19 protein-coding genes, 1 other RNA gene and 1 riboswitch are annotated in these 17537 nt (G+C 71.9%); of the genes, 16 read left to right on the forward strand and 4 right to left on the reverse strand.

The window, feature by feature from the left end; genetic code table 11:
* Positions 1 to 99 precede the first annotated feature (99 nt).
* Both BDD16_RS14490 and BDD16_RS14495 read left to right on the forward strand, forming a co-directional pair.
* The gene (locus tag BDD16_RS14490) at positions 100 to 1374 is read left to right on the forward strand and encodes a type IV pili methyl-accepting chemotaxis transducer N-terminal domain-containing protein (protein ID WP_179634593.1); all 1275 of its coding nucleotides are present in this window, start codon (positions 100 to 102) and stop codon (positions 1372 to 1374) included.
* 129 nt (positions 1375 to 1503) lie between these two features.
* The gene (locus BDD16_RS14495; protein WP_179634594.1) at positions 1504 to 2508 is read left to right on the forward strand and encodes a GGDEF domain-containing protein; all 1005 of its coding nucleotides are present in this window, start codon (positions 1504 to 1506) and stop codon (positions 2506 to 2508) included.
* A gap of 7 nt (positions 2509 to 2515) precedes the next feature.
* On the opposite strand, the gene BDD16_RS14500 is transcribed toward BDD16_RS14495, so the two are convergent.
* The 4 genes from BDD16_RS14500 to BDD16_RS14515 all read right to left on the reverse strand — a co-directional run bounded on the left by BDD16_RS14500 (position 2516) and on the right by BDD16_RS14515 (position 4120).
* Positions 2516 to 3328, reverse strand: a complete 813-nt coding sequence (locus BDD16_RS14500; RefSeq protein WP_179634595.1) for a sulfite exporter TauE/SafE family protein — start codon at positions 3326 to 3328, stop codon at positions 2516 to 2518.
* Between the two features lie 5 nt (positions 3329 to 3333).
* Positions 3334 to 3510: non-coding RNA, 6S RNA (gene ssrS / locus BDD16_RS14505), on the reverse strand.
* A gap of 32 nt (positions 3511 to 3542) precedes the next feature.
* On the reverse strand, positions 3543 to 3890 hold the full coding sequence (locus BDD16_RS14510) for a cell division protein ZapA (RefSeq protein WP_179634596.1): 348 nt from the start codon (positions 3888 to 3890) through the stop codon (positions 3543 to 3545).
* Positions 3887 to 4120 carry a DUF904 domain-containing protein gene (locus tag BDD16_RS14515; protein WP_179634597.1) on the reverse strand — a complete coding sequence of 78 codons (234 nt, stop codon included), beginning with the start codon at positions 4118 to 4120 and terminating at the stop codon, positions 3887 to 3889. Before BDD16_RS14515 ends, BDD16_RS14510 begins: the two co-directional genes overlap by 4 nt.
* 83 nt (positions 4121 to 4203) lie before the next feature.
* Positions 4204 to 4443: riboswitch (cobalamin riboswitch) on the forward strand.
* A gap of 73 nt (positions 4444 to 4516) precedes the next feature.
* Here BDD16_RS14515 and BDD16_RS14520 point away from each other — a divergent pair.
* The 14 genes from BDD16_RS14520 to panD all read left to right on the forward strand — a co-directional run bounded on the left by BDD16_RS14520 (position 4517) and on the right by panD (position 17489).
* Complete coding sequence (locus BDD16_RS14520; RefSeq protein ID WP_179634598.1) at positions 4517 to 6421, forward strand: TonB-dependent receptor domain-containing protein; 1905 nt, start codon at positions 4517 to 4519, stop codon at positions 6419 to 6421.
* 17 nt (positions 6422 to 6438) lie between these two features.
* Complete coding sequence (locus BDD16_RS14525) at positions 6439 to 6996, forward strand: bifunctional adenosylcobinamide kinase/adenosylcobinamide-phosphate guanylyltransferase (protein WP_179634599.1); 558 nt, start codon at positions 6439 to 6441, stop codon at positions 6994 to 6996.
* A complete protein-coding gene (locus BDD16_RS14530; protein ID WP_179634600.1) occupies positions 6993 to 7862 on the forward strand; it encodes an ABC transporter substrate-binding protein in 870 nt (289 codons plus the stop codon). Before BDD16_RS14525 ends, BDD16_RS14530 begins: the two co-directional genes overlap by 4 nt.
* A gap of 22 nt (positions 7863 to 7884) precedes the next feature.
* On the forward strand, positions 7885 to 8907 hold the full coding sequence (locus tag BDD16_RS14535; RefSeq protein WP_179634601.1) for a FecCD family ABC transporter permease: 1023 nt from the start codon (positions 7885 to 7887) through the stop codon (positions 8905 to 8907).
* Positions 8904 to 9692 (forward strand): ABC transporter ATP-binding protein, encoded by a 789-nt coding sequence (locus BDD16_RS14540; RefSeq protein ID WP_179634602.1) that lies wholly within the window; start codon positions 8904 to 8906, stop codon positions 9690 to 9692. The genes BDD16_RS14535 and BDD16_RS14540 overlap by 4 nt, the downstream gene beginning before the upstream one ends.
* Positions 9689 to 10258 (forward strand): cob(I)yrinic acid a,c-diamide adenosyltransferase, encoded by a 570-nt coding sequence (cobO, locus tag BDD16_RS14545; RefSeq protein WP_179634603.1) that lies wholly within the window; start codon positions 9689 to 9691, stop codon positions 10256 to 10258. The genes BDD16_RS14540 and cobO overlap by 4 nt, the downstream gene beginning before the upstream one ends.
* A 7-nt stretch (positions 10259 to 10265) precedes the next feature.
* Entirely contained in the window at positions 10266 to 10949 is a 684-nt protein-coding gene (locus BDD16_RS14550; protein ID WP_218897819.1) for a Dph6-related ATP pyrophosphatase, read from the forward strand.
* Positions 10946 to 11914: an adenosylcobinamide-phosphate synthase CbiB gene (gene cbiB, locus BDD16_RS14555; protein ID WP_310733996.1), complete on the forward strand. Its 969-nt coding sequence runs from the start codon at positions 10946 to 10948 to the stop codon at positions 11912 to 11914. Before BDD16_RS14550 ends, cbiB begins: the two co-directional genes overlap by 4 nt.
* Positions 11915 to 11921: 7 nt before the next feature.
* A complete protein-coding gene (locus tag BDD16_RS14560; protein WP_179634605.1) occupies positions 11922 to 13061 on the forward strand; it encodes an aminotransferase class I/II-fold pyridoxal phosphate-dependent enzyme in 1140 nt (379 codons plus the stop codon).
* A 38-nt stretch (positions 13062 to 13099) separates the two neighbouring features.
* The gene (locus tag BDD16_RS14565; protein WP_246332558.1) at positions 13100 to 14599 is read left to right on the forward strand and encodes a cobyric acid synthase; all 1500 of its coding nucleotides are present in this window, start codon (positions 13100 to 13102) and stop codon (positions 14597 to 14599) included.
* Positions 14596 to 15645, forward strand: a complete 1050-nt coding sequence (gene cobT, locus BDD16_RS14570; protein WP_179634606.1) for a nicotinate-nucleotide--dimethylbenzimidazole phosphoribosyltransferase — start codon at positions 14596 to 14598, stop codon at positions 15643 to 15645. The genes BDD16_RS14565 and cobT overlap by 4 nt, the downstream gene beginning before the upstream one ends.
* A gap of 7 nt (positions 15646 to 15652) precedes the next feature.
* Positions 15653 to 16444 carry an adenosylcobinamide-GDP ribazoletransferase gene (gene cobS, locus BDD16_RS14575; protein ID WP_179634607.1) on the forward strand — a complete coding sequence of 264 codons (792 nt, stop codon included), beginning with the start codon at positions 15653 to 15655 and terminating at the stop codon, positions 16442 to 16444.
* Positions 16437 to 16997: a histidine phosphatase family protein gene (locus BDD16_RS14580; RefSeq protein ID WP_179634608.1), complete on the forward strand. Its 561-nt coding sequence runs from the start codon at positions 16437 to 16439 to the stop codon at positions 16995 to 16997. Before cobS ends, BDD16_RS14580 begins: the two co-directional genes overlap by 8 nt.
* Before the next feature lie 96 nt (positions 16998 to 17093).
* Complete coding sequence (gene panD / locus BDD16_RS14585; RefSeq protein WP_179634609.1) at positions 17094 to 17489, forward strand: aspartate 1-decarboxylase; 396 nt, start codon at positions 17094 to 17096, stop codon at positions 17487 to 17489.
* The last annotated feature ends 48 nt before the right edge of the window (positions 17490 to 17537 follow it).

The following is a 17537-nucleotide window of genomic DNA, read 5'->3' on the forward strand; positions in this document are numbered from 1 at the left end:
CCACCCTGATCGGCGCTGGTGCGCCACACGGGCTGGCCTGCGGTGTGCTTCAGCTGGTGCAATGACAAGAAACATGGCCCCCACCTGGCCCGCCCCGACGTGATCAACATCCTCGCCATCGCTCCTGCGCCCCCCGACGCCCCCACCCTGGTCGCCGATCTCGAATCGAACGGGCTGCTCGTCTGCTGCCGTACCCAATGCGCCAATCTGGTGCGAGAGGCGGTGCGCCATGCACCGGATCTGGTCATTGTCTGGGAGCCGCATCCCGGAGAGGACCTGTTCGAGGCCGTGCGCCTGCTGGAGGCGTCGATGCCGGTGCCTGTGCTGGTGTTCACCAGCGATGTGCGCGCCGAGACGATGGAGACGGCGCTGGCGGCGGGCATCGACGGCTGGGTCGTCAATGGCTATGCGGCCGGCCGGCTGCGTCCGCTGATCCAGTTCACGGTGGCGCGCCACCGCCAGATGCGCCAGATGCGCGAGGAACTCGGTGACCTGAAGCGGCGCTTCGAGGAGCGCAAGCTGGTCGACCGCGCCAAGGGCATCCTGATGACCGCCCGCCAGGTCAGCGAGGACGAGGCCTTTCGGCTGCTGCGCTCGGCCTCGATGCACGCCAAGCAGCGCATCGGCCAGGTCTCGCAGCAGGTGATCGACGCCGCGCACTACGCCGACGCCATCAACCGCGCAGGGCGTCTGCGCATGCTGTCGCAGCGCATCGTCAAGCTCTATGCGCTGGCGGCGATGGGGGTGGAGACGGCCGGCTCGCGCGCGCTGCTGGCCGATTCGGGCGCGCAGATCGACCAGAGCCTGCAGCTGCTGGACCGCACGCTGTCGCGCCCGACCTTCGGCGATCTGATCGACGCGGTGCAGCACACCTGGACGCAGGTGCAGGCCCACCTGGGCAGCGCGCCGGTGGCCAGCCGGCTCGCGGCGGTCGACCAGGAGGCCGAGCACCTGCTGGAACTGTCTGACCGTCTGACGCAGGCACTCGAGAATGCCGGCCTGGCGCCGACGTTGCACGTCATCAATGTCTCTGGCCGCCAGCGCATGCTGGCGCAGCGGCTGGCCAAGCTGGCGCTGCTGCGCCAAGGGGGGGCACTCTCGGCGACGGAGCCGCTGCCGGTGGAGCTGGCGCCGACGGCCGAGGCCTTCGAGCGAGGTCTGACTTACCTGAAGGACATCCCGCTGTCGACGGCCGCCATCCGCGAGGCCACCGCGGCCGCCGATCTGCGCTGGCAGGACCTGCTCTCCGCCGTGCGCGGCGGGGGCACACCGGCTGCGCGGGTGACGCTGGCTGCGGCCAGCGAAGCACTGCTCGAACTCTTCGACCGCCTGACGCGCGAGTACGAACAGAGCATGCAGCTGCTCATGGGCTGAGGCCGGACCGCGCGACCGCCCGGTCCGGGGGGGGCGGGTGGTGAAAGAGTTCACGCCCGGTAGACGACCGGTTACCTTGTGTGAGTTCGGTCGCAGCCGGTGAGCGGGCGGCCTGCCTATCATGGCCGGATGAACCACCTCGAACTGCCTGTCTCCGTGGCGCCGCCTGCTCAGCTGGCTGGCGGCCTGCTCGATCTGCTGCAGGTCGAGGGTGCGCTGCTGGCACTCAAGGACGCTGACAGCGGGTGCTACCTGTGGGCCAATGCGCCATGCCTGGCCTGGCTGGGCGCTGACGCGCAGCGCGTGGTGGGCGCCACGGACCTGGAGTTGCTGCCGCAGACCGAGGCCAATGCGCTGCAGGCGGCAGACGCCCGTGCGCTGGCCGCCGGACAAGCGGTGGTCACCGAGGACCACCGGTTCGAGCGCGCCGGGGTGCGCACCGAATTCCACGTGGTGCGCCACGTCCTTGCCCCGGCGGATGGCACGCGCCAGATCCTGAGTCTCTGGCGCGACGTGACCCAGAGCCGGCGCGACGCGGGCCGGCTGCAATCGGCGCTCGACCAGATCGAGCGCCAGCAGCATGCGGTCGAAGTGCTGCGCCGCCAGCATGCGCAGGGGCTGGACCGGCCGAGCGAGCTGTTCCGCCGCGAGCACTTCGAGGAGCACCTGCGCCGCGAGGCCGCGCTGTCGCAGCGCGAACACCGCGAGTTCGCGCTGGTGCTGCTGGCGCTGGACCGGGTCGAGTCGATGCGCCAGACGCTGGGCGATCCGGCGGTGCAGGCGGTCACGCAGTCGATGGGCCTCCTGATGCGCACCAACACCCGTGCGATGGACGTGCTGTCGCAGCTTGGCGACGGGCGGTTCGCGATCCTGCTGTCCGGGGTCGGGCTGGCGACGGCCCATTCGCGCATGGAGCACCTGCGCCGCGCCTGTGCCACGGAGGTGGTGGTGGTGAACGGGCAGGGCTTCAACTTCGAGGTCTCGATCGGCGTGGCCAGCTTCCCGCACACGGCGGCGACGCTGGCCGATCTGAGCCAGGCCGCCGTGCGCGCGCTGGCCGATGCCCGTCAGCGGGGCGGCAACCGGGTGGCACTGGCCTCGATCCGGCTGGGCGAGCTGCTGCCGGTGCACTGACGCCGGGTCAGCCCAGCGACTTGTAGAACATGTAGGCCGCCAGCCCGTACAGGGTGCAGGCGAAGGCCTTCTTCAGCTGCTTGATGTTCATCGCGTGCGCGGTGCGGGCGCCCAGCGGAGCGGTCGTGACGCTGGCCGTCGCGATGATGGCGAGTCCCGGCAGCCACAGGTAACCGAGCGCGCCGGGCAGCGGACTGGGCATCGACCAGCCGCCCACCACATAGCCGACCGTGTTCGCCAGCGCGATCGGGAAACCGAGTGCCGCCGAGGTTGCCACCGCGTTGTGCATGGCGACATTGCACCAGCTCATGAACGGCACGGAGATGAAGCCGCCGCCGGCACCCACCAGACCCGAGATGAATCCGATCACGCCGCCGGCACCGAGGCTGCCTGCCGTGCCGGGCATCTGGCGCATCGGGGCCGGCTTGCGGTCCAGCAGCATCTGGGTGGCGGAAAAGGCGACGAAGACCGCGAACACCAGCGCGAGCGTCGTGCCCTTGAGCAGCGAGAACACCCCGGCGCCTGCCACCAGCCCGCCCAGCACGATGCCGGGTGCGAGCGTGCGCACGATGTCCCAGCGGACGGCGCCGCGCTTGTGGTGCGCGCGCACGCTGGAAACCGAAGTGAACAGGATGGTGGCCATGGAGGTGGCGATGGCCATCTTGACCGCCAGGGCCGCGTCCACGCCGCGCGCGGAGAGGATCAGCGTCATGAACGGCACCATCAGCATGCCGCCGCCGATGCCGAGCAGGCCGGCCAGGAAACCGGTGCAGGTGCCGAGCGCGAGAAGCTCGGCGACCAGGGTGAGATCGAGGTGCATGCAAGGTGTCCGCTGCGAACCGAAGGCCGCATTCCTGAACCCAGGGGATTCAGGTGGGCGAGGTCAGACCGGCTTCGGGTTCATCTGACGCGAGACGATCACACCAGCTGGTCGATGTTCCAAGCCCAGGCTCGCGAGAGCATCGGTTCAAGGAAATAAAACCCCCGCGAACGCAGCGGACGGGTCAATTCTATGACGATCCAGGCCCGGTGGCTCAGGTCGAAGTGTGATCCTGGTCACCGAGTGCAGCGTCGATCCTGCGCACCAGGCTGTCGACGTCGATGGTGATCAGCGGCGTGCTCGGAGCGAGAACCGGTGCGGATTCGGTGATCTGCGCCGGTGCGGCGTGGCCGTCCATCGTGCGGTGCTCGATGAGCGAATACGCCAGGTTCAGCGCCGCCAGCACGGCGATGCGCTCGCGGGCCTTGACCCGGCCGGCGTCGCGGATGGTGCACATCTCGCGGTCGACCTGGCGCACGGCGGCGGTCAGGACGGCTTCGCCCCCATCCGGGCAGGCCAGGATGTAGCTCTGGCCCATGATGCTGACTTCGAGCTGTTTCATACGCCGCCTCCCGATGCGCCGCGGTCGTGGGTATCGACATCTCCCGCCGGCAGACGCTCGATCAGGGCGTCGATGCGGGCCCGCGCCGCCGCCAGCCGGGAGCGCAGGTTGTCGCGTTCGGCCGCGGTGGCGGTGAGTTGCTGTTCGAGCTGGGCATTCACGTGCTGGAGCTCTTCGTGGCGCAGAAGCAGCCGTTCTACCCGTTCGGCGAGGTCTTCGAGTGTGGACATTGCGCGGTGGCGGTTGCGTAGTGATGGGCGCGACAGTCCGCGCTCCCTGTTCGGGATGATTGTAGTGGTGCGGGCATGCAGCGTTTACAATTCACGCTGTTGGTGCTCGTGCCGGCCTTCACGCCAGCACGGTTAAACGGGAAGCAGGAAAGTTCACGCCCTTTCGGGCCCCACTCAACCTGCGCTGCCCCCGCAACGGTAAGCGGACGGGAGCCTCGCGCTCTCTGCCTCGGCGCACATGCCACTGGTGTCATTGGGATACCGGGAAGGTCGCTCGGGGTTCGTCCGTCAGCCCGGATACCGGCCAACGGGGGGTGGACGACACTGGTCGTTCGCCATTGAGGTGTGCGCCTGCGGGGAAGCTGGCGCCACGATCTTTCCGCGTTGTGTTCTCCTATGACCTCCGAATTCCGGGCCGCCTCGCTGCCCAGCCTGTCCGTGCGCCCCGTTGCACTGGCCGCCGCGCTGTGCGCGTTCTCCCTTCTCCCGACCGCCGCTTCCGCGCAATCCAGCGCCGCCAGCACCACGGCGGCTGCGGCGTCTCTGCCCTCCGTCGTCATCACGGCCACCCGCACGCCGGTGCGCGCCGACCAGACCGTGGCCGATGTCACCGTCCTGACCCGCGACGACCTGGAGCGCGCCAGCGGCCGCACCCTGAGCGAAGTGCTGAGCCAGCAGGGCGGCATCCAGCTCTCGTCCAACGGCGGCCTGGGCAAGACCAGCTCCGTCTTCATCCGCGGGCTGGAAGCGCGCCACGTGCTGCTGCTGGTCGATGGCGTGCGCTACGGCTCGGCCACGACCGGCATGCCCGAACTCGACAACCTGCCGCTTGGCGACATCGACCGCATCGAGATCGTGCGCGGCCCGCTGTCCAGCCTCTACGGCAGTGACGCGGTCGGCGGCGTGGTGCAGGTCTTCACCCGCCGCGCCAGTGCGAGCGAAGGCACGCGCTACAACGGATCCGTCACCGCCGGCACCCGCCGCTACGGCCAGGCCAGCGCCGGCACGAGCTTCAACGACGGCCAGTGGAGCGGCGCCCTGCAACTGCTGCACACCGAAAACGGCGGCTTCTCGGCCACCAGCCCGCGCGCCGAGTTCGGCAACTACAACGCCGATCCCGATGGTTTCCGCCAGAACGCCGCCAGCGCCCATGTCGGCCTGAAGCTCTCGCAAGGCTGGCAGGTCGGCGCGCACCTGCTGAGCGCCGACGCCCTCTCCGCCTACGACGACGGCCCGGGCGCCGACGCCAAGTCCGGCCTGCGCACCCGCGTCCTGTCGGTCGACACCTCGGGTGAAGTCACGTCCGGCTGGCGCACCCAGCTGCGTCTGGCCCGCAGCGCCAACGACTACGAGACGATCGCCTCCGCATCGCCGTATGCGGATCTGGGCACCATCGCCACCGTGCAGCAGCAGCTGAGCTGGGACAACACCGTCAGCCTGCCCGTCGGCACGCTGCTGGTGGTCGCCGAACACCTCAAGCAGAAGGTCACCAAGCCCGCCGGCAACTACGACACCACGAACCGCACGATCAACAGCCTGGCCCTGGGCTACAACGCCACGATCGGCATCCACACCGTGCAGGCCAGCCTGCGCCACGACCGCAACTCGCAGTACGGCAACCCGACCACCGGCACCATTGGCTACGGCCTCGCACTGATGGAAGGCCTGCGCGCCACGGCACAGATCGGCACCAGCTTCGTCGCACCCAGCTTCAACCAGCTCTACTGGCCGTCCTACGGCAACCCGAAGCTGGAGCCGGAGAAGGGCAAGCACGCCGAAGTCGGCCTGCGCTACACGACCGGCGAGCAGCAGTTCAGCGCCACCGTGTTCGGCAACCGCATCCGCGGCTACATCACGCAGGGCGCCAACCCGGTGAACCTGCCGTACGCGCAGAGCAACGGCGTGAGCCTGGGCTACGACGGCCAGCTCGGCCCGGTCAAGGTCGGCGCGGCGGTGGACCACCTGACGCCGAAGAACGACACCGACGGCAGCGCCAACCAGGGCAATCTGCTGCCGCGCCGTGCACGCAACGCCGCCAAGCTGAGCGCCGATGTCGACCTGGGCGCCTGGACGGTGGGCGCCGGCCTGCAGGCCTACAGCCACCGCTTCAACGACACCGCCAACAAGCAGCGCCTGGCCGGCTACGCCACGGTCGACCTGCACGCGCAGTGGCAATACGCGCCCGACTGGGCAGTGGGCGCACGGCTGAACAACGTCGCCAACCGGCCGTACGAGACCGCGCTGGGCTACAACCAGCCGGGTCGCGAGCTGTACGTGACGCTGCGCTACACGCCGCGCTGAGCGGGGCGACGTTCGCCATGCACCCGCACAGCGAGTTCCTCCTAGGCGGCCAGCGCAGCGGCAAGTCGCGCTGCGGCGAGCGGCGCGCGGCCGACTGGCTGGCGCAGCCCGGCCACCGCGCCGTGCTGCTGGCCACCGCGCTCGGCGGTGACGACGAGATGCGCGCGCGCATCCGGCGCCACCAGGCCGACCGCGCCGAGCGGGTGCCGGCGATGGCGCTCGACGAGGTGCCGCGCGACCTCGCCGATGCCGTCCGCCGTCACAGTGCGCCGGACTGCCTCGTGCTGGTGGACTGCCTGACGCTGTGGCTGACGCAGTGGCTGATGCCGCTGGACGGTGCGCCGGTCGATGACACCCGCTGGCTCGCCGTGCTGGCCGATCTGGATGCGGCGCTGCTGGCCGCGCCCGGCCCGGTCGTGCTCGTCTCGAACGAGATCGGGCTGGGTCTGTCGCCGATGTCGCGTGAAGCACGGCGCTTTGTCGACGAACTCGGTCGCTTGCACCAGCAGGTCGCCGCACGCTGCCCGCGCGTGACGCTGCTGGTGGCGGGGATCGAAATGGCGGTGAAGCGATGAACCGCGGGCGCGGGCGCTGGTGGCTGGTGCTGTGGCTGGCATTGGCGGTCGGGTTCGCCCGCGCCGAGGTGAGCGTGCGGGACGACCGTGGCGCGACGGTCAAGCTCGCTGCGCCGCCGCAGCGCATCGTCACGCTGCTGCCCTCGCTGACCGAAACCGTCTGCGCGCTCGGCTTCTGCGAGCGGCTGGTCGGCACCGACCGCTATTCCAACTGGCCTGCCAGCGTGCCCGCGCTGCCCAAGCTCGGCGGCATGGACGACACGCAGGTCGAGCGCGTCGTCGCGCTGCGGCCGGATGTCGTGCTGGCGGCGCGCTCGACGCGGGCGGTGGAGCGGCTGGAGTCGCTCGGGCTGACGGTCGTCGTGCTGGAGCCGCGCAGCCAGGCCGAAGCCAGACGCACGGTCGCCACCATCGCCACGCTGATGGGCCGGCCGGAGCAGGGCGCCGTGCTGTGGGCGCGCATCGACCAGCAGGTGCAGCGCGCCGCGGCCCGCGTGCCGGCGGCGCTGCGGGGTCGGAAGGTGTATTTCGAGGTGGACTCGGCGCCCTACGCGGCCGGCAGCACGTCCTTCCTGGGCGAACTGCTGACCCAGCTCGGGCTGGGCAACATCGTCCCGCCCGCGCTCGGCCCCTTCCCGAAACTCAATCCCGAATTCATCGTCAAGGCGCAGCCCGATCTGGTCATGGCGGTTGACCGCAACCTGCGCGACATGCCACGCCGCCCCGGCTGGTCCACGCTGAAGGCATTGCAGACCGGCCGCACCTGCGCCTTCGACGCCACGCGCTACGAGATGCTGGTGCGCCCCGGCCCGCGGCTGGGAGAAGCGGCCGAGCTGGTCGCCGACTGCCTGCAGGCGCTGCCGTGAGCACGGCCGAAAGTCGGCCCGCATGAGCGAGCACGAGCAGCGCCGCCGCACCCGCCTGGCCTGGGCGCTGGCGCTGGTCGCGCTGCTGGGCGGCGCGGCCGGGCTGGTGGCGGGCAGCGAAGGCTGGAGCCTCGCAGCGTTCCGCACCCTGCTGGCCGATGGCTCGGCCGACCTGATCCTGTGGCAGATCCGCGCCCCGCGCACGCTGGGCGCGTGGCTGACCGGCGCGCTGTTCGGCCTCGCCGGGGCGATCGCGCAGGGCCTGTTCCGCAACCCGCTGGCCGATCCCTATCTGCTCGGCTCGGCGGCGGGTGCCTCGCTGGGCGTGGTGCTGGTGCTGGCGGCGGGGTCGCTCGCCGGGGTGGGGCTGAGTCTGGCGACGGCCGAGTGGCTGTCGCGCTTCGGGCTGGTCGCGGCGGCGTTCGTGGGTGCGCTGGTCGGGGTCGGCCTGACCTTGTCGCTGGCCCGCGGCGCGCAGCACACGACGCGGCTGCTGCTGGCCGGCGTCGTGGTCGGCGTGGTGCTGGGCGCGCTCAACGATCTGCTGACCACGCTCGCGCCCGACGCGCTGCGCGGCAAGCAGGCCTTCCTGCTCGGCACGACGGGCTTTCTCGGCTGGTCGAGCTGCGCGGTGCTGGGCGCCGTGCTGCTGCTGGTGCTGCCACCGGGCTGGCGGCTGTCGCGGGTGCTGGACGCGCTGACGCTCGGCGAGGACAGCGCCGCCAGCCTCGGCCTGCCGCTGCCGACATTGCGGCTGGTGCTGGTCGTGCTGATGGCGCTGGCCACCGGCACGGCGGTGTCGCAGGCCGGCATGGTCGCCTTCGTCGGGCTGGTCGCGCCGCACCTGGTCCGGCGCTTTGTCCACGCGACGCACGGCTACCGGCTCGTTGCCAGTGCGGCGATGGGCGGTGCGCTGCTGCTGCTGGCCGACGTGCTGGCGCGCACGCTGATCGCGCCGCAGGAGCTGCCGGTCGGCGTGCTGACCGCCGTGCTCGGCGGCTTCTACCTGCTGTGGCTGCTGCGCCGCCGGGAGATCGCCGGATGATCGCGGCCCGCGACGTGCAGGTCTGCCTCGGCGCCCGCCCCATCCTCCACGGCATCACCCTCGCGTTCGACCGCGGCTGGACCGCCATCGTCGGCCCGAATGGCGCCGGCAAGTCCACGCTGCTGCGCGTACTCGCTGGCCTGCAGCCGCTCCACGCGGGCGAGGTCACGCTGGCCGGCCGCCCGCTCGCCGCCTGGTCTGCCCGCGACCGCGCCCGCCAGCTCGCCTGGCTCGCGCAGCAGGCCGAATCCAGCGGCGAACTCACCGTGCGCGACGTCGTCCACCTCGGCCGCCTGCCGCAGCTCGGCCTGTTCGCCACGCCCGGCCCGCAGGACGAGGCCATCGTCCAGCAGGCCATGCGCGACACCGAATGCCAGGCCTGGCAGCACCGCCGCCTGTCCGAACTCTCGGGCGGCGAGCGCCAGCGGGTGTTCCTCGCGCGGGCGCTGGCCGTGCAGGCGCCGGTGCTGCTGCTCGACGAGCCGACCACCCACCTCGACCCGCCGCACCAGGTCGCGCTGGTCCGCCAGATGGCCCGCCTCGGCCGCACGCAGGTGGTCATCAGCGTGCTGCACGACCTGAGCCTCGCGCTGGCCGCGGACCGGCTGGTCGTGCTGGCGGCGGGTGCCGTGCGGGCGGTCGGCGGCTGCGACGATCCGGCCGTGCACGCCGCGCTGGTCGAGGTGTTTGGCGGCGCGATCCGCATCGAGCGTGTCGGCGCCCAGTGGGTCGCGCTGCCCCAGCTCTTTCAAGGCTTTCACGGTTTCCAAGGAACCCCACCATGAACATCGAACAACCGCCCGTCGACCGCCAGCGCATCGTCCCCGACGGCGAGCGCCGCGGCCTCGTTCTCGTCCACACCGGCGACGGCAAGGGCAAGAGCACGGCGGCCTTCGGGCTGGCGATCCGCGCCCACGGCCGCGGCAAGGCGGTCAAGGTCTACCAGTTCATGAAGGTGCCCAGCGCGCGCTTCGGCGAACACCGGCTGTTCGAGCAGATCGGCATTCCCATCGAAGGGCTGGGCGACGGCTTCTCGTGGAAGAGCAAGGATCTGGAGCACTCCGCCCAGCTCGCCCGCGACGGCTGGGCCAAGGCCGAGGCGACCATCCGCGCCGGGGAGCACTTCCTTGTGGTGCTCGACGAGATCATGTACCCGCTGCGCTACGGCTGGGTGCCGCTGGAGCCGGTGCTGCAGGCGCTGCGCGAGCGGCCGGCGCATGTCCATGTCGTGCTCACGGGCCGCAACGCGCCGGAGGAACTCGTCGCACTCGCCGACACCGTAACCGAGATGACGCTGGTGAAGCACCACTTCAAGGCGGGTGTGCCGGCGCAGCGCGGCATCGAGGACTGACGCGATGATGAAAACCGCCATCAGCTGGAGCGCCGGCAAGGACTCGTGCCTGGCGCTGCTGCGCGCCCGCGAGGCCGGGCACGACGTGCAGACCTTCCTGACGATGTGCGAGGCCGATGGCTTCAGCAAGTCGCACGCGCTGGCGCCCGAGGTGGTCGCCGCGCAGGTCGCAGCCTTCGGCGGCGTGTGGCGGGCGGTGGCCGTGCCTGAGGGCGTGCCGGGGGCGTACGCCATGTGCTTCGACGCCGCGCTGCAGTCGCTGCACGACAGCGGCCACACCCACGTCGTCTTCGGCGACATCGACCTGCAGGCGCACCGCGACTGGCTGGAGCCGGCCTGCGAACGGGCCGGTCTGCAGGCGGTGTTTCCGCTGTGGGGGCTGTCGCGCGCGGCGCTGGCCCGCGAGATCCTCGACCGTGGCATCCGGGCGCGGCTGGTCTGCGTCGACACGGGCCGGCTGGACGCGCGCTTCTGCGGCCGCGACTACGACGCTGCGCTGCTGGCCGAGCTGCCGCAGGGCGTGTGCGTCTGCGGCGAGGACGGCGAGTTCCACACCGTCGTCGTCGATGCGCCGGGCATGGCCGCGCCGCTGGCACTGGTCAGCGGCGGCACCCGCACCGTCTTCGCCCGCCCGCCGATGCGCCCGACCACGCTGGTGTTCGATGAACTGCGGCTGGCCGACGCACCGTGACGCTGACCGCGCTCGCCACCGACCCGGCGCCATGGCCTGTGCTGCAGGCGGGGGCGCTGCTGCTCGCCTGGGCGCTGGACCGCTGCTTCGGCGAGCCGCCGAACGCTTGGCATCCGGTGGCGTGGCTGGGATCGGTGCTGGGGCCGGTCGGACGGCGGGTGCGCGCCTGGCCGCCGCGGGCGGCGTTCGTGGGCGGGGCGCTGGTCTGGTGCGCGCTGGCCGCCGGGCTGGTGGCGGGCGCCTGGGCGCTGCAGGACTGGCTGCGCACGCTGCCAGCGTGGCTGGCCGTGCCGCTGCTGGCGCTGCTGCTCAAGCCGCTGTTCGCGGCGCGGATGCTCTGCGACGAGGTGCGGGCGGTCGAAGCAGCCTTGCAGCAGGGGCTGGACGCCGGCCGCGCGCGCCTGGCCTGGCTGGTCAGCCGCGACGTGCGCCAGCTCACCGCCGCGCAGGTGCGCGAGTCGGCGATCGAGACGCTGGCCGAGAACCTCAACGACTCGGTGATCGCGCCGCTGGCGTGGTTTGCCGTGGCCGGGTTGCCGGGCGCTGTGCTGTACCGGTTTGCCAACACGGCGGACGCGATGTGGGGCTACCGCGGCGCCTGGGAATGGGCCGGCAAGTGGGCGGCGCGGGCGGACGATGCGCTGTCCTGGCCGACCGCGCGCGTGACGGCGCTGCTGCTGCGCCCGGCGTGGCGCAGGGCGGACTGGGTGCAGCTGCGCGGCGAGGCCGCACGCACGCCTTCCCCCAATGGCGGCTGGCCGATGGGCGCCATGGCGTTACGTCTGGACATCTGTCTGGGCAAGCCGGGGGTCTATGCTCTGCATCCCCGTGGTCGAGCACCCGAGGCTGCAGACGTGGACACCGCGCTGCGGCACGCCCAGTCGGCCGTCCGGTGGTGGATGACCATGCTCGCGGGTGGCTGGCTGGGGTGGGCGTTGATGGGGGCGGCCGGGGGGCTCGCCTGAACAGAACATGACGTCGATCCACGACCGCAATGACCTCGTGCGCACGCACGGCGGGCCGGACGCCCTGGGCGTGCCGCGCTGGGATTTCTCCACCAATGCCAATGCCTGCGGGCCGGCGCCGATGGCGCTGGAGCAGGTCCGGCAAGTCGATGTCCGGCGCTACCCGGACCCGAGCCACACGGCCCTGCGGCAGCAGCTCGCGCGGCTGCACGGCGTCGAGCCGGCGCGCATCATCGTGGCCGGCAGTGCCAGCGAGTTCATCCGGCGCATGACGCTGGCGATCGCGCTGCTGCATCCGGGGGCGCGGGTGCGCGTGCCGGACTACGCCTACGGGGAATACGCCGCGGCGGCCGATGCGCTCGGCCTGCGTGTCGTGCGCGAGATCGACGACCTGGACGCCAAGGACCCGGCCTGGCTGATCTGGCACACCGAGCCGGGCAGCCCGATCGGCGATGCCCGCGCGGCGCCGCCGTTCAACCCGGGCGAGTCGGTGCTGGTGGTCGACCGCGCCTACACGCCGCTGCGGCTGGACGGCGAGGCTCCGCCGGTGCCGGACGGCGCCTGGCAGCTCTGGTCGCCGAACAAGGCACTCGGGCTGACCGGCGTGCGCGGCGCCTACGCGATCGCCCCGGTCCGCACGCCCGAATCGGCCGTGCTCACCGACTGGCTGACCGGGCGGCTGGCGGCCCTGGCGCCCTCGTGGCCGCTCGGTGCGCACGGGGTGGCGATGCTGCAGTGCTGGGCCAGCGACGAGGCGCAGAGCTGGGTGCGCTCCAGCCTGCACATCCTGCGCAGCTGGCGCCGCCAGCAGATCGATCTGTGCCAGAAGCGCCTGGGCTGGACCTGCCTGACCAGCGTCACGCCGTTCTACATCGCCCGCTGGGGCCAGTGGACGGCGGGCGAGGGCGCCGAATCCGATCCGCTGCACCCGGCGCAGGTGCTGCCCGAGCTGCGCGCGGTGGGCATCAAGCTGCGCGACTGCACCTCGATGGGCCTCCCGGGCTGGGTGCGCGTGAGCGTGCAGGCGCCGCCGACCCAGCAGGCGCTGGCGCTGCTGTGGCGCCAGACGGTGGGCGACGGCGGCTTCGTGCCGACGGTGCGCCAGTCCGGCTTCCAGTCGGGGTTCCAGAGCCTGTCCACGTACTGAAACCGAACCGTCAACAGAACCGAAGAGCAAGGAAACACATGGCACGCGCAGTGATGGTCCTGGGCACCACGAGTGGCGCCGGCAAGAGCTGGCTGGCCACGGCGCTGTGCCGCTGGTATGCACGCCGCGGCTTCAAGGTCGCGCCCTTCAAGGCGCAGAACATGAGCAACAACGCCCGTGTCGTGCCCGGCCCGGACGGGTGCATGGGCGAGATCGGCAGCGCGCAGTACTTCCAGGCGCTGGCCGCCTGCGCCGTGCCCGAGGTGCGCCAGAACCCGGTGCTGCTCAAGCCCGAGGCGGACACGCGCAGCCAGGTCGTCGTGCTGGGTGCCGTGCGGCGCGATCTGGGCGCCGTGCCGTGGCGCGAACGCAGCGAGGCGCTGTGGCCGTTTGCCCGCGACGCGCTGCACGCGCTGATGGCCGAGAACGACGTGGTCGTCATCGAGGGCGCCGGCTCGCCCGCCGAGATCAACCTGCACGCCAGCGACTACGTCAACATGCGCACCGCGCTGGCCGTGGACGCCGCCTGCCTGCTGGTCACCGACATCGACCGCGGCGGCGCCTTCGCCCACCTCTACGGCACGCACCAGCTGCTGCCGGCCGAGGAGCGCGCGCTGATCCGCGGCTTCGTGCTCAACCGCTTCCGCGGCGACGCGGCGCTGCTGGCGCCCGGCCCCGAGCAGCTCGAAGCGCTCACCGGCGTGCCCACGGTCGCCGTGCTGCCGATGTGGCGCGAGCACGGCCTGCCGGAAGAGGACGGCGTGTTCGACGACCGCTCCAGCGGGGGCGCCTCGGCGGTGCGCCCGCTGCGCGTGGCGGTGATCGCCTACCCGCGCATCAGCAACCTCGACGAGTTCCAGCCGCTGCGCAACCTGCCCGGCGTGCGGCTGGTCTGGGCGCGGGGCCCGGCCGATCTGGACGGCGCTGACTGGGTCATCCTGCCCGGCTCGAAACACACCACCGCGGATCTGGCCTGGCTGCGCGCGCAGGGGCTGGACCTGGCGGTCGCGCGCCACGCGGGGCAGGGCGGGGCGGTGCTGGGCATCTGCGGCGGGCTGCAGATGCTGGGCGAGGCGCTGATCGACCTGCACGCGGTCGACGACCCGCTCGGCGGCAACGCGCCCGGCCTGGGCCTGCTGCCGCTGGTGACCGCCTTCGATCCGGACAAGCTGCTGCAGCCGACGCAGGCCCGCTTCGCCACGCTGGCCGCACCGTGCGGGCCGTGGTCGGCGCTGTCCGGCGTCGCCTTCGACGGCTACGAGATCCACCACGGCCGCACCGCGCAGCATCCAGACCTGCCCGCGGCCACCGTGGCGGTGCACAACGCCGCGGGCGAGGTGCTGGGCTGGCAGCAGGGCGCCGTGCTCGGGCTGTATGCGCATGGCCTGTTCGAGTCGCCGGCCGTGCTGCGCGCGCTGTTCGGCGCCGAGGTGCGCACGCTGGATGCCGTGTTCGACGGCCTCGCCGACTTTCTGGACCGGCACGTGCCCGAAGGCGTGCTGCTGTCCCTGCTCCACAACGACAAGGACTCCCGATGACTGCACCCACCTTCACCGTTCCCCCGATCGACGATCTGCAGGACGAGGCGCTGACCGCGCGCGTCCAGACCGCGCTCGACCAGAAGACCAAGCCGCAGGGCTCGCTCGGCCGCCTCGAAGCGCTGGCGCTCAAGCTGGCGCAGATCCAGGGCCGCGACCTGCCGGCGCTGGAGCATCCGCAGATGGTCGTGTTCGCTGGCGACCACGGGCTGGCGGCGCGCGGTGTCTCGGCCTTCCCGAGCGACGTGACCTGGCAGATGGTCGAGAACTTCCTGGCCGGCGGCGCTGCGGTCAGCGTGCTGGCGCGCCAGCACGGGCTGGCGCTGACGGTGGTCGATGCCGGCGTGAAGCACGAGTTCGCGCCGCGTCCGGGCCTGTTGCAGCGCAAGATCGGCTGGGGCACGGCGGATGCGCTGGACGGTCCGGCGATGAGCGCGGCCGAGTGCGCCGCGGCGATCGAGACCGGCGCGGGGGTCGTGCGCAGCCTGCCGGGCAACGTACTGCTGTTCGGCGAGATGGGCATCGGCAACACCTCGTCGGCCTCGCTGCTGATGGCGCGGCTGACCGGCGAGGCCATTGACCGCTGCACCGGCCGCGGCACCGGCGTGGACGGCCCGGCGCTGGTGCGCAAGACCGAGATCCTGCGCAAGGTGCTGGCCCGCCACGCCGCGGCGACCGCGCCGCTGGATGCGCTGGCGGCTTTCGGCGGTTTCGAGATCGCGATGCTGGTCGGTGCGGTGCTGGAGGCGGCGGCGCAGCGGCGGGTCATCGTCGTCGATGGCTTCATCGTGAGCAGCGCGGTGCTGGTGGCGTCGCGCCTCGCGCCGCACGTGCTGCAGCGCTGCGTGTTCGCGCACCAGTCGGACGAATCCGGCCACCGGCTGATGCTGGCGCGTCTGGAAGCCGAGCCGCTGCTGAGCCTCGGCCTGCGGCTGGGCGAAGGCTCCGGCGCGGCGCTGGCCTGGCCGCTGCTGGACTCGGCCTGCCGCATCCTGGCGGAGATGGCGAGCTTCGCCTCGGCCGGCGTGAGCGACCGCGCGGGCTGATCGGGTGATGCGCTGGCTGGTCCACGAACTCCGCCTGTTCTGCATCGCGCTCCAGTTCTTCACCCGCATCCCCGTGCCGGCCTGGGTCGGCTGGACCCCCGAGTGGATGCACGCCAGCGCCCGCCACTACCCGGCGGTCGGGCTGTGCATCGGCGCAGCTGGCGCGGCGGTGCTGGCGCTGGCGGCGCAGGTCTGGCCCTTCTCGGTCGCGGTCGGGCTGTCGATGGCGGCCACCGTCTGGATGACCGGCGGCTTCCACGAGGACGGCCTGGCCGACACCTGTGACGGCCTCGGCGGCACGGTCAGCCGCGAACGGGCGCTGACGATCATGAAGGACTCACGCCTGGGCAGCTACGGCGCGCTCGGGCTGGTCGGCGTGCTCGGGCTGAAGGCGGTGACGCTGCACGGCCTCGTCACCGTGGACCTGCTGCCCGCCGCCGTCGCCACCGTCTGGGCACACGCGCTGTCGCGGGTCGCGCCGGTCGTGCTGCTGTGGGTGCTGCCCTATGCCGGTGATCTGGAGCACGCCAAGGCCAAGCCGATGGCGCAGCAGATTTCCGGCCGCGGGCTGCTCGTCGTGATCGGCTGGGCGGTCGTGGTGAGCGTCGCCGCAGTCGCTGTGCTGGGTGATCCGCGGCCGGTGCTGGCGGGGTTGCTCGGGCTGGCGGGCATGGTGCTGTGGTGCGGGCGCTGGTTCCATGGCCGGCTGGGCGGCTACACGGGCGACACGCTGGGCGCCTCGCAGCAGCTGAGCGAACTGGCGGCGCTGCTGGGCTGGCTGGCGGTGCTGCATGGCTGAAGGGCGGCTGGAACTCTCCGTCTGGCGCCACCCGAAGCCGATCGGCGCGGCCGGGCGCTGCATCGGCCAGACCGACCTGCCGGTCGACCCGCGCCGCGCCAAGCGCCTGGCGCACCGCATCCGCCAGACCGCGCGCCGCGAGGGCCTGCCGCACGTGGTCGCCACCTCGCCGCTGCGCCGTGGGTCCGATGTCGGCCGCTGGCTGCGGCGCTGGGGCTGGCGGCACCAGATCGACGCGCGCCTGATCGAGCTGGATTTCGGCGCCTGGGACGGCCGGCGCTGGTCCGCGATCGCCCATGCCGAGGTGCTGGCCTGGGAGGCGGCGTTCCTGCACCACGCCCCCGGCGGCGGCGAATCGTTGCGGCAACTCCACACGCGGCTGGTGGACGCGCTGGGCGCCGTCCGGGCCGGGCAGCTGCCTCGGCTGGTCGTCGGACACGCTGGCTGGATCACGCTGCTCGGCTGTCTGGACGGGGTGGCGCAGGACCGGCTGAGCGCGTCCGCTTGGCCTGCTCCGCCGCGGTACGGTCAACGCATTCGCCACGCTGATTGAAGGGCGGACAGGTTAGATTCGCCCGCCGGGCCGACTGCCGGTACCATCCGCTGCTTTTTGAATTTTGAATTACGACGTCCAAGGACCACCGACGCCATGTTCCGCACCCTGCTCAAGTCCAAGATCCACCGCGCCGCCGTGACCCACTGCGAGCTGCACTACGAAGGCTCCTGCGGCATCGACGAGGACCTGCTCGACGCCGCCAACCTCTGCGAGAACGAGCAGATCCACGTCTGGAACATCAACAACGGCGAGCGCTTCGTCACCTACGTGATCAAGGCGCCGCGGGGCAGCGGGATCATCTCGCTCAACGGCTCGGCCGCGCGCCGCGCCAGCACGGGCGACCTGGTCATCCTGGCCGCCTTCGCGCAGGTCCACGAGGACCAGGTGCAGACGCACGCGCCGAAGCTGGTGTTCATGGACGAGCAGAACCGCATCAAGGAACTGCGCGCCCACCCCGAAAATCCGCCGCAGACCTCGCCGCTGCGTTGAGCCGCCGCACCCCACCCGTGAGCCTGAACGACGACTGGCGCGCACGCA

Source organism: Sphaerotilus montanus (assembly GCF_013410775.1).
GTDB lineage: Bacteria > Pseudomonadota > Gammaproteobacteria > Burkholderiales > Burkholderiaceae_C > Sphaerotilus > Sphaerotilus montanus.